The sequence below is a fragment of the Prevotella sp. P4-67 genome, from assembly GCF_002251325.1.
Lineage (GTDB): Bacteria > Bacteroidota > Bacteroidia > Bacteroidales > Bacteroidaceae > Prevotella.
Genome location: NZ_NPJL01000068.1, coordinates 1 through 15,296 on the forward strand (window position 1 = coordinate 1; position 15,296 = coordinate 15,296).

At 43.5% G+C, this 15,296-nt stretch carries 11 protein-coding genes, 9 tRNA genes and 1 pseudogene; 13 read left to right on the forward strand and 8 right to left on the reverse strand.

All coding sequences use genetic code 11. From position 1 onward, the window contains the following. Nucleotides 1–258 precede the first annotated feature (258 nt). The 8 genes from CIK92_RS11820 to CIK92_RS11855 all read left to right on the forward strand — a co-directional run bounded on the left by CIK92_RS11820 (nucleotide 259) and on the right by CIK92_RS11855 (nucleotide 937). Nucleotides 259–343, forward strand: a tRNA-Ser gene (locus CIK92_RS11820). Between the two features lie 6 nt (nucleotides 344–349). Then, a tRNA-Ser gene (locus CIK92_RS11825) sits at nucleotides 350–437 on the forward strand. A 5-nt stretch (nucleotides 438–442) separates the two neighbouring features. Continuing rightward, nucleotides 443–515, forward strand: a tRNA-Phe gene (locus CIK92_RS11830). 9 nt (nucleotides 516–524) lie between these two features. Further along, a tRNA-Tyr gene (locus CIK92_RS11835) sits at nucleotides 525–606 on the forward strand. Nucleotides 607–610: 4 nt separating this feature from the next. Continuing rightward, a tRNA-Trp gene (locus CIK92_RS11840) sits at nucleotides 611–683 on the forward strand. A gap of 6 nt (nucleotides 684–689) precedes the next feature. Further along, a tRNA-Met gene (locus CIK92_RS11845) sits at nucleotides 690–776 on the forward strand. 7 nt (nucleotides 777–783) lie between these two features. Continuing rightward, nucleotides 784–856, forward strand: a tRNA-His gene (locus CIK92_RS11850). Between the two features lie 7 nt (nucleotides 857–863). After that, nucleotides 864–937, forward strand: a tRNA-Cys gene (locus CIK92_RS11855). Between the two features lie 49 nt (nucleotides 938–986). On the opposite strand, the gene CIK92_RS11860 is transcribed toward CIK92_RS11855, so the two are convergent. Beyond that, the gene (locus tag CIK92_RS11860; protein ID WP_025002845.1) at nucleotides 987–1,403 is read right to left on the reverse strand and encodes a hypothetical protein; all 417 of its coding nucleotides are present in this window, start codon (nucleotides 1,401–1,403) and stop codon (nucleotides 987–989) included. A gap of 158 nt (nucleotides 1,404–1,561) precedes the next feature. Here CIK92_RS11860 and CIK92_RS11865 point away from each other — a divergent pair, with 158 nt between their 5' ends. Both CIK92_RS11865 and CIK92_RS11870 read left to right on the forward strand, forming a co-directional pair. After that, nucleotides 1,562–2,485, forward strand: a complete 924-nt coding sequence (locus CIK92_RS11865; RefSeq protein WP_094389276.1) for an IS982 family transposase — start codon at nucleotides 1,562–1,564, stop codon at nucleotides 2,483–2,485. 127 nt (nucleotides 2,486–2,612) lie between these two features. After that, a pseudogene (locus CIK92_RS11870) lies at nucleotides 2,613–3,194 on the forward strand (IS982 family transposase); the annotation flags it as partial. A 522-nt stretch (nucleotides 3,195–3,716) separates the two neighbouring features. On the opposite strand, the gene CIK92_RS11875 reads toward CIK92_RS11870, so the two are convergent. From CIK92_RS11875 to CIK92_RS11900, 5 genes are all read right to left on the reverse strand, one after another. Beyond that, nucleotides 3,717–4,067 (reverse strand): hypothetical protein, encoded by a 351-nt coding sequence (locus CIK92_RS11875; protein ID WP_158214790.1) that lies wholly within the window; start codon nucleotides 4,065–4,067, stop codon nucleotides 3,717–3,719. Continuing rightward, the gene (locus CIK92_RS11880; protein ID WP_094389207.1) at nucleotides 4,064–4,573 is read right to left on the reverse strand and encodes a hypothetical protein; all 510 of its coding nucleotides are present in this window, start codon (nucleotides 4,571–4,573) and stop codon (nucleotides 4,064–4,066) included. Before CIK92_RS11880 ends, CIK92_RS11875 begins: the two co-directional genes overlap by 4 nt. 1 nt (nucleotide 4,574) lies before the next feature. After that, on the reverse strand, nucleotides 4,575–6,368 hold the full coding sequence (locus tag CIK92_RS11885) for a tetratricopeptide repeat protein (RefSeq protein ID WP_094389208.1): 1,794 nt from the start codon (nucleotides 6,366–6,368) through the stop codon (nucleotides 4,575–4,577). A 48-nt stretch (nucleotides 6,369–6,416) separates the two neighbouring features. Next, entirely contained in the window at nucleotides 6,417–7,037 is a 621-nt protein-coding gene (locus tag CIK92_RS11890; RefSeq protein ID WP_094389209.1) for a hypothetical protein, read from the reverse strand. Nucleotides 7,038–7,672: 635 nt separating this feature from the next. Continuing rightward, nucleotides 7,673–7,746: transfer RNA gene (locus CIK92_RS11900), tRNA-Ile, on the reverse strand. Between the two features lie 306 nt (nucleotides 7,747–8,052). Here CIK92_RS11900 and CIK92_RS11905 point away from each other — a divergent pair. The 3 genes from CIK92_RS11905 to CIK92_RS11915 are packed head-to-tail and all read left to right on the forward strand — an operon-like array spanning nucleotide 8,053 to nucleotide 10,426. Then, on the forward strand, nucleotides 8,053–8,667 hold the full coding sequence (locus CIK92_RS11905; RefSeq protein ID WP_371594238.1) for an HAD family hydrolase: 615 nt from the start codon (nucleotides 8,053–8,055) through the stop codon (nucleotides 8,665–8,667). Then, on the forward strand, nucleotides 8,664–9,596 hold the full coding sequence (locus tag CIK92_RS11910; RefSeq protein WP_094389210.1) for a bifunctional riboflavin kinase/FAD synthetase: 933 nt from the start codon (nucleotides 8,664–8,666) through the stop codon (nucleotides 9,594–9,596). Before CIK92_RS11905 ends, CIK92_RS11910 begins: the two co-directional genes overlap by 4 nt. Continuing rightward, on the forward strand, nucleotides 9,593–10,426 hold the full coding sequence (locus CIK92_RS11915) for a CPBP family intramembrane glutamic endopeptidase (protein ID WP_094389211.1): 834 nt from the start codon (nucleotides 9,593–9,595) through the stop codon (nucleotides 10,424–10,426). The genes CIK92_RS11910 and CIK92_RS11915 overlap by 4 nt, the downstream gene beginning before the upstream one ends. An 89-nt stretch (nucleotides 10,427–10,515) precedes the next feature. Here the strand turns inward: CIK92_RS11915 and CIK92_RS11920 are convergent, their stop codons facing one another. Both CIK92_RS11920 and CIK92_RS11925 read right to left on the reverse strand, forming a co-directional pair. Next, nucleotides 10,516–12,132, reverse strand: a complete 1,617-nt coding sequence (locus tag CIK92_RS11920) for a RagB/SusD family nutrient uptake outer membrane protein (protein ID WP_094389212.1) — start codon at nucleotides 12,130–12,132, stop codon at nucleotides 10,516–10,518. Nucleotides 12,133–12,144: 12 nt separating this feature from the next. Then, entirely contained in the window at nucleotides 12,145–14,841 is a 2,697-nt protein-coding gene (locus tag CIK92_RS11925; RefSeq protein WP_094389213.1) for a SusC/RagA family TonB-linked outer membrane protein, read from the reverse strand. Between the last annotated feature and the right edge of the window lie 455 nt (nucleotides 14,842–15,296).

Here is a 15,296-nt window from a genome sequence, read left to right on the forward strand (position 1 = left end):
CGGAGTATATTCTTTTTTTCGTGGTAAAGTTAGTAAATATTTATGAATCAAGCATATACAAAGCTATTTTTCTAATGGCGGTCATTAGAAAATGACAAGAAACTTTTTCTAATGACCGATTTGGGTTTATGCTTTGTACTTATGGGAAAAGCTAATTTGTCAATAATCATTAGCGAAAAATAATCATTTTTTGTAACTTTTTCTTGTTACGCAGAAAGGCTGCAGAGTGGCATTGGACCTTTGCACCCGAAATCCAATGGAAGTATGGGTGAGCGGTCGAAACCAGCACACTGCTAACGTGCCGAGCTGCAAGGCTCCGAAGGTTCGAATCCTTCTGCTTCCGCAAATTGGAGGTTTGGCAGAGTTGGTCTATTGCACTGGTCTTGAAAACCAGAGGGCGGTGAAACGCTCCAAGGGTTCGAATCCCTTAGCCTCCTCTGATGGAACTTTGGCAGACTTGGTGTATGCGCAGGACTGAAAATCCTGAGAACGTGGTTCGACTCCACGAGGTTCCACAAATATATTGAGGTGTTCTCCAGCGGCAACGAGAGCAGACTGTAAATCTGCCGCCATTCGGCTTCGTGGGTTCGAGTCCCTCCACCTCAACGATGGGAGCATAGTTCAGTTGGTAGAATGTCGGTCTCCAAAACCGAAGGTCGGAGGTTCGAACCCTTCTGCTTCTGCAAAATCGCGGGATAGAGTAGTGGCCCAGCTCACCAGTCTCATAAGCTGGGCCGGCCAAAAACCGGACGCAGGTTCGAATCCTGCTCCCGCAACTACATGGAGTTTGTAGCTCAGTAGGTAGAGCGCCAGGTTGTGGCTCTGGTGGTCGCAGGTTCGAAACCTGTCAAACTCCCTATTACGTGAGGATGCCCGAGCGGTTTAAGGGGACGGTCTGCAAAACCGTCATTCATCGGTTCGAATCCGATTCCTCACTCAACAAATAAAGACTCCAGTTGCCGATAAAAGGAACTGGAGTCTTTCCATTATCCATAGTTAAGAATTGCCGTCAGCCTTTTCTTAACCCGTGTGAGTATTCTACCCATTTGCTGAAACTCTGGTTTGTCCTCTGTCGTTTCCAACATTTTCACAGCTTTAGTAATAAGATTGAAGTCCTCAGCTGTCAGGGGCAACTCTGTAATAGAGTAGTTCGGATCAGCGTACTTGTAGTACTTCTGATCATATACCTCAATGGGCGCATTGTATCCGAGCTTGTCAGAACGCATAATCTGAATATCGTTCTGAACAGTTCTCAAAGAGATGCCTTTGCGGATACCCTCCATATCATACAGCGCTTCAGATATTTCATCAACCAGGTCCTCTATCGTCCATCTTCTGTATCTGTTTCGTAGGCATCTGTCTATTATCTTGTAACGCAATAATGCGTTTTTGTTTACTGGCATGAATGTATTTATAATTTAAAGAGTCCATAATTTGTTTATATTGCTATTAACCTGAGTTCGGGATAAGAAAGTCTTTGTAAAAGTTGGTAATCTCAATAATTTTTAGCACCTTTATGATTGTGAATCAATTAATTATAAAATTAAAGGATACTATAGTTATGGAGATTACCAAGAACAAAATTACGGAAATTTTCTGTATTATCGATGATTTTTGCCAAGAATATGATAAGGAAATTGCCCGCATGTCCATTTGTGAGTCAGATGGGCGTAAGCACCGCAATCGGAAATGGACTATGAGCCGGTCGGAAATCATGACGATACTCATCTACTTTCATTTCAACACTTTCCGCAACTTCAAGCATTATTACCTTTTTTATGTCAAGGTTCACCTGCACGACCTGTTCCCCAAGCTGCTTTCATATAACCGCTTTGTTGAACTCGAGTCCAGAGTCGCGGTTGAGATGATGCTGTTCCTCCAACTGTTTTGCTTTGGCAGATGCACGGGTATAAGTTTCATTGACAGCACATGCATTCCTGTATGCCACAACAAGCGTATAACAAGAAATAAGGTATTCCGTGATTATGCAGAAAGAGGTAAAAGCACCATGGGATGGTATTTCGGTTTCAAGTTACACCTGATATGCAATGAGAGAGGTGAACTGCTTAACTTTATGCTTACGAAAGCGAATGTTGACGATAGGAATACAGATGTTTTTAACAGATTGAGCGATAATGTGTTCGGAAAATTATTCGCAGACAAAGGATATATTTCGCATGGCTTGTTTGAGAGATTGTTTAACAACGGTATAGAAATTGTCACTGGCTTGAAATGCAATATGAAAAACAAGCTTATGCCATTGTATGACAAGATTCTGTTGCGCAAAAGATCTGTCATAGAAACCATCAATGACGAACTTAAGAATGTTGCACAACTTGTACATTCAAGACATCGTAGCGTGTTCAATTTCGTAATGAATGTCCTTTCTGTTTTGGCTGCGTATAGCTTCTTTGAAAAGAAGCCATCCATCAACATTGACTATTGCATAGAGAATGTTGACGGACAGCTTGCTGTTATAAAGTAAACTTCATTTGGACTTTACAATTCTGCATTTTGCCATCCATATTGTTTGGAGGGCAAATGTAATATGCACCTATCGGAAATCTGGCATAGCAAGAAAAACGACAGTCGCTTATCCCGAACTCAGGTTTTTAGGAAAATGTACAGGAATCAGTTTCGTGGATAGCACCCCTCTTCGTGTATGTAGGAACCAGAGAATCCTTATCCATAAGACATTTAAAGGTATCGCTCAAAGATGTAAATGTTCTATGGGATGGTTCTTCGGTTTTAAGATTCATCTGATATGTAATGAAAAAGGAGAATTGCTGAATTTTATGATTACTCCTGGTGATATTGACGACCGTAAGCCCTTGGAATATAAAGCCTTTGTTGATTTCATCTACGGCAAACTTGTTGGAGACAAGGGGTATATAGGCAAGAACCTATTCGATAAACTTTTCGTTGATGGGATACAACTTATCACGAAACTAAAAAGCAACATGAAGGGTTCTATCATGAAAATATCAGATAGACTCTTGCTTAGAAAGCGGGCTATCATAGAGACCGTTAACGATGAACTTAAGAATATTGCACAGGTGGAACATTCCAGACACAGATCTTTCGACAACTTCATTGTCAATACTCTTGGAGCTTTGGCAGCATATTGTTTCGTTCCTAAGAAACCTACAATTGCCGTTCAAAGAACTATAGATAGACAATTGACCTTATTCTAATTCGTCGAACTCACGTTAAATAACCTGAGTTTGGGATAAGTGACAGTCATTTTCCTTGCTATGTCAGTTTTCCGACAGATGTATATTACATTTACCCTCCAAACAATATGGATGGCAAAATGCAGAATTGTAAAGTCCAAATAAAGTTTACTTTTATTGCTGTTCGGTAAAACAAGCCCGGAGTCCCATTTTCAGAGGACTTCGGGCGGTTGATCTGTGCTTTTTAGAATTTTAGCGGACAGCAATAAATAAGGAAATTCTCGTCCGCCATTTCTATGACATGTTTAATATGATGTCAAGGAATGAAGGCGTTTGGTTATCGAATGGTTGGATCAAGACATTGCTTTGGATGTTCTTGCCGTGTTTCCTTTATACAGTCATTTCGATTGTCTATTTTGTAGCATCATATATCGACAAATAAGCGGAGTATGGGGTGATTTGAAGTCGCCCCATACTATTTTGATATTGAATAACAAGAATGCATATTGCCTATTGACAGACTCTAAAACAATAATAGGTCAATCAAAAAATGCTTACTTTTTCTAATCGCTGTTCTAATTTGTATTCATTCGTTTCTATTTTATAACATACCCCATTTTTTAAAAGGAATTTTGTTATACCATAACCAACAAGTTGATTTCGGTATCTTTCAAATATAAGTATTTCATATTGATTGTCTAAACGTTTAACATCAGTTGGAGAGACTGGAAAGTTTTCTATAATATACTCTTTTGTTTTACCTATGTATTTATCGTTTAAATCGTTTATAACAGACACATACCTATCAACGAGTTGAGTGGTATAGCATGACTGCATTGTAAGAAAAGCAATCATAAATAATGATATTTGCAGTGTTTTTTTTATATATCTCATTTGCTCCATTTGTTCATAAAATCGTTATATGTAATACCATTATTAACTCCACCTGCTTGGTAAACCAATAAGGCTGTGTTTTTGCCATACTCTGCAAAGAACATTATATGCATAGAGAATGTAGAGAAACACATATGATTAACTCCATCACCAAACGCAGCTACTGACATGTATTTGGAGAATGTGTTTATCCATTGGTCGTATACCATTTTGGGGAAACCATCATTACTCTGTATAATCATGCACTCTTCAATAACCCTATCGTTCTTCAAGTAGAAAAAACAACTTAATCCCTCTGATGGATCTTCGCCATCCGTATAGAAGTCGCCCTTAGCTTCAGTACGCACATAACGTGCATTTGGAAATACTTGACGTAATTCACTAATTGTCTTACCAAGATTGTTTCCAGGTTCATTTCCTCTTGCGCTGCACAAAGCTGTTATAAATACAAATATTATTGTTACATAATACCTGGCTATATTTGTTATCGTAATTCTGTTGTTCATACTAGTACATATTTTGAGATTTATTTATATCTGCTTTACCCTCCTTAGATTTTCCTATCTGGATATAAGCTTGTCCTCTAAATCTGTAGGCTGATTTATATTGCGATGTATCATTACATTTGATGCATTTTGTCATAGCATCTATACATTCTTGATATTTTCCAAGGTTAAAATAGATTTCCCCAAGGGTTTCCCAAATGTAGCCATGTTCTGGATTTCTTTGTATGGCTTTTAATGAATATGGTAATCCTTCGTTATATTTTTCTTGAAGACAATACTCCCATGCTATGTTGTTATACACTGTTCCATAATCAAAATTTCTAGGTTCATATCTATACTCATTATTTAGCACTTTTCTTAGTATATCTATTTTTTCTTGCCAATGCTGACAACAAAAGGATTTCGCAAAGAGCAATTCTGAATCATCATTATATTTTTCCAACCCTTTATTTAATATGTAAATAGCTTTCTCCTTCTCTTTACATGATGCATATGCCCTAGCCAGCAAAAAATAGTCATCACGAATGAGTTCATTTTCTCTATTTGTATCTATAAAAAAAGTATACCTTTTTATCGATTCAGCTGCACTAGGGGCAGTCCTTGCTACCCATAATCCTGCGTTTACGGAGAACGAAGCAAGTTGTATAGTTATGCTATCATTTTCATTTATTAACTCACTCATTACATCATGGTACAAAACGGACGTTTGTATACATTTGTTGAATGCATTGTATGCTTCATTTATTCTATTTTCAAAAAATAAGCACATTCCAAGTTGATGATAGCGTTTTATGTTGCTTGGGCGGTTGGGGGCATACTCTATTCCTTTTTTATAATATTCTGCTGCTTTCGCAAAATCGTTCTTCGCACTATAAAGGTCTGCCAATCCCAAATATGCCATTGAACTTGGATGCAACTGGATACTTTTTAAGAAGTTTTCTTCTCCTTCCTTATAGCATCCTTGTAGTCTCTGGATTTCTCCTAAATAGGCATATGCCGCAGGCAGATAATCTGTATTATTGCTGTTAGGATTGGATGTCACCAATTTAAAGGCTCGCAAAGCTTGTCCCTGTAGTCCCATTTCATAACTATATACTCCGAGATTATACCTTGCTTGAACATTATTCATGTCGTTCTCCAAAGCATGGTTCAGGCTTTCTATTGCCTTTTCTTTGTCGCCGTTTAAATAATATGCAGTTCCCAAATTGTCATATAGTGAAGCAAGTAATTTTGTATCGATCGTGTTTTTTATACCCTCCAACGAACTTTCAATGGCTTTGTTGTATTCTTTTGCTTCCACTTGTTGGTAAGCTTGTTTATATAGCTTCATTGCCATTTCTTCTGATGGAAAATTCTTACCATTAGCAATGACAAGCATATTGCCATCAAGCTGAATTGGTCCCAACTTTTGGATGGCTGATTGGCCTAACAACAATGGAGCATCAAGACTATTTGTAATGACGGCAGCTACATTATTTATTGTGATACCTCCAATCTCGATATTGCGAAGAATAACTTTTGTGTTCTCCACGATATTACCATCTGCTATTTGGGAAAAACTTTTATCGCCAAGGTCTGATTCTTTGATGTATCCATTCTTCAACATGAAGATAGCTTCTGTCAAAGATAGACACACATTACTTGCTCCCGTATCAAAAATGAATTTCATAGGAAGTCCATTCACTTTGCCTGGAATGTAATATACGTTGCCATGTTTCTCCATTATTAGTTTAACTTGACTAATGCAAGAAATAGAAGTAAAAATACAAAACAATAATAATAAATAATGTTTCATTTGATTAATAATAAGATTGTTAACAATTCTATTTGCGAATACGAAATTTTACTTTCCAATAAATTTAGTTTTATATCCCAGCTTTTCGCACAATTCATGTAGGACCATATGCATCTTATCCAAAGCATCTATTATTAGCTTTGAATCTGTAAAAATCAAAGTGTTGTCATCATAATCAAAACCAATATTAAGTTCTGACAGTCTTTTTAGGGAATTTGTCTTACGGTATGTTCCAAAATTATTATGACAAATATTGTTTCTCAAGTCATTTATGTCATTTTGCAAGTAGTCAATAGCATTGAGAGACTCTTCTGACAATGAGATATTCTTAGACTTACATATCGCTTGTATGGCTTCTTTAGTCTTCGTGTTTTTGCTTAGTTGCGCTACACAACTCTCATAATATGAAAAGCACATCAAGAAAACCGACTGATAAAACATGTTCATCCTATATGCATTATCATTAAATGCAGAACATAGCGAGGAATATATTGTATGTTCTATTTCTTTATCACCATCAGCATTGTCTTTAGCTGTTTGTGCAAATTCTTCCTCTGTGCTATTCTCCCATTCATTCAAGAATCTTGGATATTCCTCTAAAAGACTGCGTAAAAAGCTGGCCCTGTCATCAACCCTTGCTGTAATTGGATGTCTTAATGCAATAGCCATAGTTTAATATTTTGGACTCTTGGCTACCACAGAGTTGGTTATGGTCTCAGTTATAGATATACAAAAATAAGAAACGTGGAGCCAGTTCTGTCACTCGTTCCACTTGTTAAGGCCTTCGCATTGCCCGGATTGTCGAAACGAGCAACGTTGAAAGCCCCACGTTAGTGTAAGTATATAATCCAACCTCTTGACAACGAGCGGCAGAGCCGTCCGAAGCCACTGAGGGCTGTATACAATACACCCCATGAGGCGTTTCCGTTGCTTTGTTTTTGACAATCCATAGAGTTTGCGAAGTTCTAACAAGTCAAAACCAAAGCGTACAGTTACGCCTTATTATGTATATGTCTGCCCAACCTCTGCCCATTGGGGCTTTCGGTATGAGTATAGACATCGCAAAGGTAAGGCTTTTGCATGACAATGTATCATGTTTCAATGAGAAATTTATTGGAATGAAGCAAAATACTTCAATCGCACATTAAAACAAGACATGATATAACATCTTATGGAATGATGGGGAGTTTCATAGATTATCACAGCCACATCCCCAAAACTCAAACAGTTTGTTTGCGCATTGTTTACGCATAAACGAAAAAACAGCGGCCTACGCCGAAGCGTAAGTCGCTGTAATAGAAGCGTGGACCAGCCAGGGCTTGAACCTGGGACCTCCAGATTATGAGTCTGTTGCTCTAACCAACTGAGCTACAAGTCCAGGGCTCATACGTAGATACGTACTCGCTTTTGTGGGTGCAAAGATACTGCTTTGGATGGAATTTACCAAATTTTTCGGCAAAAAAGTTGAAAAGGGCATCTACTTTCCGCATTTGGAATCAACCATTAAGACGATGGTTGACAAAATGATAGCCGACGCGGGCTGTGGCAGGGGTATGCCGACGCCCGAAATCCGTGACTTTGGTTAATTTTGAACAAATTACAGTGCGCCCGAGCAAAAAAATAGGGTAACTTGCTTTGTTCTGCTCTATACTTTCAGTAATTTTGCACCACAATAATTATAATAATGATGCTAACAGGGATTAAGAATATAGTCTTCGACCTGGGCGGCGTGCTCGTCGACCTCGACGGAAAGCGCTGCATCGATGCCTTCGATGCCATCGGATGCCACGCCATCAGCGACTACGTGCGCCTCCACCGCACCGAAGACTTGTTTTACGACATAGAGATAGGCCACACCACCACCGCCGAGTTCTGCCGTGAGGTGAGGAGCATAACCCATACGTCAGCCACCGACGCCGAGATTGTCGGAGCCTGGAATGCGCTGCTCACCACCATCGCCGACGAGAAGAAGCAACGCCTGCTCAGTCTGCGCCGCGACTACCGCGTGTTCCTGCTCAGCAATACCAACGATATGCACTGGCGACTCTGCGCCGACCATCTCTTCAACTATGGCCCCTGGCGTGCCGACGACATGTTTGAGCGCATCTATCTCTCCTACCGGCTGCATCTGGCCAAGCCCGACCCTGCCATCTTCAGCCATGTGCTCGCCGACGCCGGTCTACAGGCCGACGAGACGCTCTTTATCGATGACAATGCCGACAACTGCCGCGCAGCCCAGTCCTTGGGCATACACACACTGCTGCAGTCTGCGGCCAACGACTGGATGCAACGCTTATGAAAATCATCACCCATACCAACACCATACCCCAGCCCACAGTAGCCACGATAGGCTTCTTCGACGGCGTGCATCTGGGCCACCGCCACCTCATTGACGACGTGCGCACCATTGCCGCCGAGCGCAAGCTGGCCACAGCGGTGGTGACCTTCGATGCTCATCCGCGCCAGGTGCTGCAGCAGGACTTCATCCCCCAACTGCTCAGCACCACCGACGAGAAACTGAAGATGCTCGCAGCCACAGGTGTCGACTACTGCGTACTGCTCCACTTCGACCGCAGTCTCGCCGCGCTCTCTGCCTATGACTTTATGCGCCAGGTGCTACGCGAGCAAGTCCACGCGCGAGTACTCGTCACCGGCTACGACAACCGCTTCGGACACAACCGTGCCGAGGGGTTCGACGACTACGTAACCTACGGCCGACAGCTGGACATCGACGTGATGGCTGGCACGCCTTTCGAGCATGAGGGCATGAGGGTGAGCTCGTCGCTCATACGGCGATGTCTCTCCGAGGGCGATGTCGACAGCGCCCGACAGGCATTGGGTTACACCTACTCGCTCCGAGCCCCCATCGTAAGCGGATATGCCGAAGGCCGGCGCATGGGGTTCCGCACCGCCAATCTCGACATGACCCACATCTCCAAGATGCTGCCTGCCCGTGGCGTCTATGCCACCCGCGTGCGCATCGACGATGCCGGCGCATGGCTCCCCGCCATGACCAATGTGGGATGCCGCCCCACCTTCAGCCGCACCGATACCACCATAGAGACCTACATCTTCGATTTCGACGCCAGCCTCTATGGCCACAGCCTTGAGGTGGCATTCTGCCATCGGCTGCGCGACGAACGCCGCTTTGCCGACGAGGCCGCCCTCGCTGCCCAGCTCGCCGACGACGAGCGCCAAGCCCGACAACTTTTAACTCACACGATATGAACAAGAAAATAGCCAAAGGATTAGTGCAGGTAGGTATCTATCTGCTCGTATTCATAGTCATCCAGATTGTGGTCATGCAGGTGGTAGGCATCTGCTCGCTTCTGGCCCAGGGCTTCAACGCCTCAGAGATTGTCACTCGTATGACCGACGGCAGCATGCTGTCCGACGGCAAGACGCTCTGTATCTTCTTTGCCATCAATGCCGTGCTCGCCTCGCTGCTCTTTGTGCGCCGAGGCTGGGCGCCCGTCTCTCGCAGCTACCTGCAGTCGCGTCCGTGGGCCGTGCTCTTCTGGGTAGTCATCCTCTCTCTGGGTACCCTCATCCCCTTCGCTTTTATCGAAGAGCTGACCGATGTACAGATGCCCGAAGCCACCCTTCGCGCCTTCTCTGCCATGCTGCGCGAACCCGTGAGCTACGCCGTCCTGGGCGTGCTCGTGCCGCTTGCCGAAGAGTTGGTCTTCCGCGGCGCCATCCTCCGCACCCTGCTCACCCTCACCCATCGCCGCTACCACTGGGTGGCTATAGCCATCTCGGCAGTGCTCTTCGCCGCCGTCCACGGCAACCTCGCCCAGATGCTCCACGTGGTACCCATGGGACTGTTGCTCGGCTGGCTCTACTATCGCACCGACAGCATCGTGCCCGGCGTCATCATGCACTCCATCAACAATTCTGCCGTATATATCGTCACCAATCTCGTGACTGCCAATCCCGAAGCGCGCCTCATCGACGTCTTCGGCACCCAGCAGCACGTATGGATGGCCGTGGGCTTCAGCCTCTGCCTCTTCATCCCTGCCCTCTTCCAGTTGGCAGTAAGGCTCAAGAAGGCATAAAGCCATCAACAACCATTAGCCAAGCGTGGTATCGACATCCATCGATACCCCGCTTGGCATATAAGGTTACTTAATCAATGACTATTATATTAATAACTTGGATTCTGTTTTAATTTCTTGTTTAAATCTAAACATCTTTGTGGTATTGGAAAAACCGTTGTAAACCCAGTAAACTCCTTTTCTAATGGAGTTCTTTGATCATATGCCTTGGTATATTCACCAAAACGGATGAGATCTTGACGTCTCCAACCTTCCCAAACCAATTCCAGCAGACGCTCCGTTAGAATGTTGTCCAAATTGGCTTCCACATGAGGCATTCCTACTCGGTCTCTTATAGCGTTCAGCTCTATTGAACCATCCTCGCCATTGCGAACTTTCGCCTCGGCTTCCATCAACAGCGCGTCACCATATCTAAAAAGGACGATATCGTTGTCAACCTGCCGTCCGTCCGAATAGGCGGTTCGGTCAACCTCGTATTTGCCCACACGGGCACCTGCCGTCTGTTTATATGGACTGTCACTGAGGTTCAGTTTCAGCTCAAGCGGCATATAAACCAATGGTTTTCCGTTGTCCAAATATATCTTCTTTCCGTCAACAAGCACGGTATCTGCATAGAAGTTTATTTTGAATCTATTGTCAACATGGTCCGTTCCGTAACCGAAAGCCTTGACGGTTGAGACTGTTGCACATGTGCCGTTTTCGGAAGAACCACCATAAGCCCCACCATGTTTGTAGTGGCGTGAGCGGAAAAGATAGTGATATTCATTCAAATATAGGTTCTTGTCCAACGGAATAGTAAAAATATTCTCCTTTGAACTTTCGTTGTGAACAGCGAAGTTTGAAGCGTAATCACCTTCTAATTCATAGCCTTCTTGCCGCAGTTGCTCGCAATACCAGATGCAGGTTTCCCAAGCGTTCTTCTTCTCACCATTCACATTGAAGTAAATGCTTTTCCCATCCTGTCGCTTGCCGTCGGTCCAATTGTCATCCGTATATATTTCCGCATTCAAGGCAAGTTTTGCAAGCAGGAAGTTTACGACCGGGCGTGTCACACGTCCGTAATAGTCACCCTCCTTGTTGGAATGCTCATCGGCGAGCTGTGGGGCAACATCCTGCAACTCGTCAACAATAAACTTGAATACCTCGCTTCTTTCGCTTTGCACCACTTGCTCCAATTTCACGTCGTATGATGTCACGATAGGAACACGCCCAAACATATCCATCGCATAATAGTAGAACAAGGCTCGTACAGCTCTTACCTCTGACGTGAAATTTCTTGTCTGTTCTGCTGAAAGCAGAGTCTTATGGCTATCAATGATAGAAAGCGACTGGTTAGATATAACTATTACCTTGAAGAGGTATTTCCATACATTATATAAGTTAATATCATTGGCATTCCACTTGTGCTGGTACATGTTCTCCCACAAACCGCCATCATACCAGTCTCCTCCACGAATCGGAATCATAGCCTCATCGGTAGTCAAAGTATTGTAGTCGTAAATACCCCGGCAAGTTCCTTGAAGCCCTTCAGACTCCTGATTGCTCCCTATGTAGTTGTACAGGGAAGCTACTGCGTTTTTGTATATATTATCTGCATTATTGTAGATTGCCTCCTGGTCCAGTTGGTCTTTGGGATGCTCATCCAGACAGCTACTGAAGCAAAGCATTAGCGGTACTGCTAATATGTATTTAATAATCGTCTTCATGCTCTTTTCGTTTTAGAATTGTACACTCAATCCCAATGAATAAGTACGGTATAATGGATAGTTGCGTTTGTCGTCAATACCCATCGTGCTGTTAACAACATAGCTGTTTATCATTGGGGTCAAACCTCTATAGCCTGTGATTGTTCCAAGGTTGCTAATGTTGCATGATACACGCAAGGAACGTACAAACTTGCTTTTCAAAGGTACATTATATCCTAATGTCAAGTGTTCAAAGTTCAGATAATCGCCTTTTTCGAGCCAATAGTCTGAGACTCTCTGGTCTACGATGTTCTTCTTTGGAGCATCCTTCAATACATTGTAGTCCGGGAAGCACGCCATACTTGTGTAAGCCAGTCCTGTTCCGTTGAAGATATTGTGCCCGAATGCACCGTTCATCTGCAACGCGACATAGATGTCCTTGTATCTGAAACTAATATTTGAACCAAGAGTCACCTTTGGTGTGGCTTGTCCGGCAATGTATCGGTCGCCACCATCGCTCAAGTCAACCTTACCGTTGTGATCAAGGTCCTCAATGTCATAAAAATAACTGCCGTTCTCATTCTTGACGAGTCCCTTGCAATGTGGCAGGTAGAAAACGCCAAGTGGCTGTCCTACTATCTGATAGACCACATTGTTGTCGCCACCGTTCTGTCCTGCACCGTCCAGTGAACCAATGGCGGTGACGTTCGCTGCCGTCATGCTCATACCCTTGTAATCTCCGCTCAGAGAGATAAGTTTGTTACTTTGGAACGACAGATTCATATTGATGTTCAGTTCCATGTCTTTCTTGCTTATGGGCTGTACTGACAAGCCAAGCTCCAATCCGCGATTGGACATGGAACCGATGTTTGCCAGCAATGTGTTATAAGCGAATGGCGGAACGGGAACCTCGTAGGCATAGAGCATGTCGGAGGTCTTTGAATAGTAGTACTCTGCCGTGAGCATAATGCGGTTGGCAAAGAAACCGAAGTCAGCACCGATGTTGAAGGTGGTCTTTGTTTCCCACCTCAAGTCAGGATTGTTGTTTCTCACCATTCCGAGTGTCACTGTTGGCGAGCTCTTTACAGGTACTATACCCGTCTGTCTTACGGTGTTCATGGTTGTGTAGGCAGAGATACCGCCAAGGTTGCCAGCCTGTCCCAAGCCTGTACGGAGCTTGAGCATGGACAACGGCTTCACGTTGACAAGAAAATTCTCCTTCTTCATATCCCAAGTGAATGATACGGACGGGAAAAATCCCCATGTATTGTCGTCGCCAACCATTGAAGAACCGTCACCACGTGCATTAACCGACAGCAGGTAGCGGTCAAGCAAAGAGTAGGTGACACTTCCCATCACGGAAGCCAAGGACTGATCTTCGTATGTACTTTCTGTACCGCCATAAGGTCGGGCTGCGGTAGCACCCAGATTGTTGTAACCGAAATCATTTGTCGGAATGCCCTTGGCATACATCCAAAAGGCTGTCTTTGTCAATTTTCGGTATTCGCTGCTTGCCTCTGCGGATATTCTGTGTATGCCTATCTGCTTGTTGAAACTGAGGGCCACATTGCCCAGCCATTCCTCCTTCTTGAACTCGCCACGGTACACGTTGCCCTGTGCCCATACCCATGTAGGGCAGAACATTCCGTTTTCCGTAGAACCATACAGATATGATGCGAATGTGGAAATGCGCCAGTTTGGATTGAAGTCATAGCTCAGCTTTATGTGTGCGTCAAAATTCAAATCCCTGGAGTCGTTTTTCTCGTCAAGCACTATGCCAGGAGGGTTGACGTGGGTGGCTGACTCGTTCTTCAGCCAGTTCCCGTTCTCGTCAGTTCCCGCTGGCAATGTCGGATTTTGGCAGGCTGCAGAATAGAAGAGCATCTGTGTGTCAAAAATATCATGGTTCTTGAATGAAGAGCCGAAAACTCCGAATTCTCCGGTTAGTCTGTCATTGAAGGCTTTCTGGGTTACATCAACCTTGGCAACAAAAACGTTATAGTCCATCTTCTTGATGATGGTGTTGTGGTCCATTACTCCGAAAGATGCACGATAGTTTGACTGTGGCGTACCTCCGCTGAATGCAAGGTAATGATTGTTCACCATACCCGTGCGTGTTATCACCTTATAATTATCGGTATTGAAACCTCCGTTGTTGCAATAGATACCCAATGCCTTTGCCGTTGCGACATATTCAGCAGCATTGAGCATCTCCAGGTGTTTGTACCTCCGCTCGAAGCCAACATTACCCTCATACGAGATTTGGAATCCTCGTCCTGTGCCTTTCTTGGTTTTCACCTCTATGACACCCGAAGCTCCTCGTGAGCCGTACATGGCAGTCTCGGTAGCATTCTTCAAGATGCGGAAACTCTCAATGTCGGCAGGATAGATTGTAGAAAGTGTAAACACATCGGATGTGACACCGTCAATCAGTACCAAAGGGTCGTTACCTCCGATAATGGAGGTTGTACCACGTACTCGCACACTATTGAGCATAGCCATACGATCCAGACCGTTGGATGTCACATTGACACCAGCAGCCTGACCACTCAACACGTCGAGGGCGTTGTTGGCAGCACCCTTGTTGGAATGATTTCCAACTATCTTTATTATATTACTTTCATTGGCAATGGTATCTTTCCGTTCTATAGGAACTTGCTTTTGTGCATGAGCCAAAGAACTGCAAAAGAGCAATAGAAGAAGTAATGTGGTTTTTTTGCCATTTGCCATTTTCTATTTCTATTATTTAGGTTAAGGATGATTTCCAAGAAACAAAGATAAGGCGCAACACATGAAAAAAAGTATACAGGCTCCAATATTTATGCTTTATTAACGATAGAAACCATTAATAGTCGCATTATCTTCTGTTAATTACATGGCGTCAGTGCAAAACAAGAAACTGAGACTGTTACTCTTATGTAAAGAGAATGTAATTAGCACTAAGTTTATGCATTTATTGGATTTTTCCCTTATTTCACTGATACTCTGCATTACAAGTTCTGCAACTTCAAGAGACGATGATTGTACTGAGAGAATACGTTGAGCTCTAAAGTGTAAGTGTTCTACATCTCGTTGGCAGTTTCATTCTCATGCCAAGAGTGCGCGCCGGCATCTTTCATTTGGAGAGTTATACTATAGTGAGTCCACGAAAGACACTTTGTGGTTTTCTTGTCAGTGATAGAAAA

What these genes read in the sequence shown, in the direction of transcription:
- CIK92_RS11905 (WP_371594238.1), top strand. Translation starts at nt 8,053, where the DNA reads ATGATGCTAACAGGGATTAAGAATATAGTCTTCGACCTGGGCGGCGTG.
- CIK92_RS11910 (WP_094389210.1), top strand. Translation starts at nt 8,664, where the DNA reads ATGAAAATCATCACCCATACCAACACCATACCCCAGCCCACAGTAGCC.
- CIK92_RS11915 (WP_094389211.1), top strand. Translation starts at nt 9,593, where the DNA reads ATGAACAAGAAAATAGCCAAAGGATTAGTGCAGGTAGGTATCTATCTG.
- CIK92_RS11920 (WP_094389212.1), bottom strand. Translation starts at nt 12,132, where the DNA reads ATGAAGACGATTATTAAATACATATTAGCAGTACCGCTAATGCTTTGC.
- CIK92_RS11925 (WP_094389213.1), bottom strand. Translation starts at nt 14,841, where the DNA reads ATGGCAAATGGCAAAAAAACCACATTACTTCTTCTATTGCTCTTTTGC.
- CIK92_RS11885 (WP_094389208.1), bottom strand. Translation starts at nt 6,368, where the DNA reads ATGAAACATTATTTATTATTATTGTTTTGTATTTTTACTTCTATTTCT.
- CIK92_RS11880 (WP_094389207.1), bottom strand. Translation starts at nt 4,573, where the DNA reads ATGAACAACAGAATTACGATAACAAATATAGCCAGGTATTATGTAACA.
- CIK92_RS11875 (WP_158214790.1), bottom strand. Translation starts at nt 4,067, where the DNA reads ATGAGATATATAAAAAAAACACTGCAAATATCATTATTTATGATTGCT.
- CIK92_RS11860 (WP_025002845.1), bottom strand. Translation starts at nt 1,403, where the DNA reads ATGCCAGTAAACAAAAACGCATTATTGCGTTACAAGATAATAGACAGA.
- CIK92_RS11865 (WP_094389276.1), top strand. Translation starts at nt 1,562, where the DNA reads ATGGAGATTACCAAGAACAAAATTACGGAAATTTTCTGTATTATCGAT.
- CIK92_RS11890 (WP_094389209.1), bottom strand. Translation starts at nt 7,037, where the DNA reads ATGGCTATTGCATTAAGACATCCAATTACAGCAAGGGTTGATGACAGG.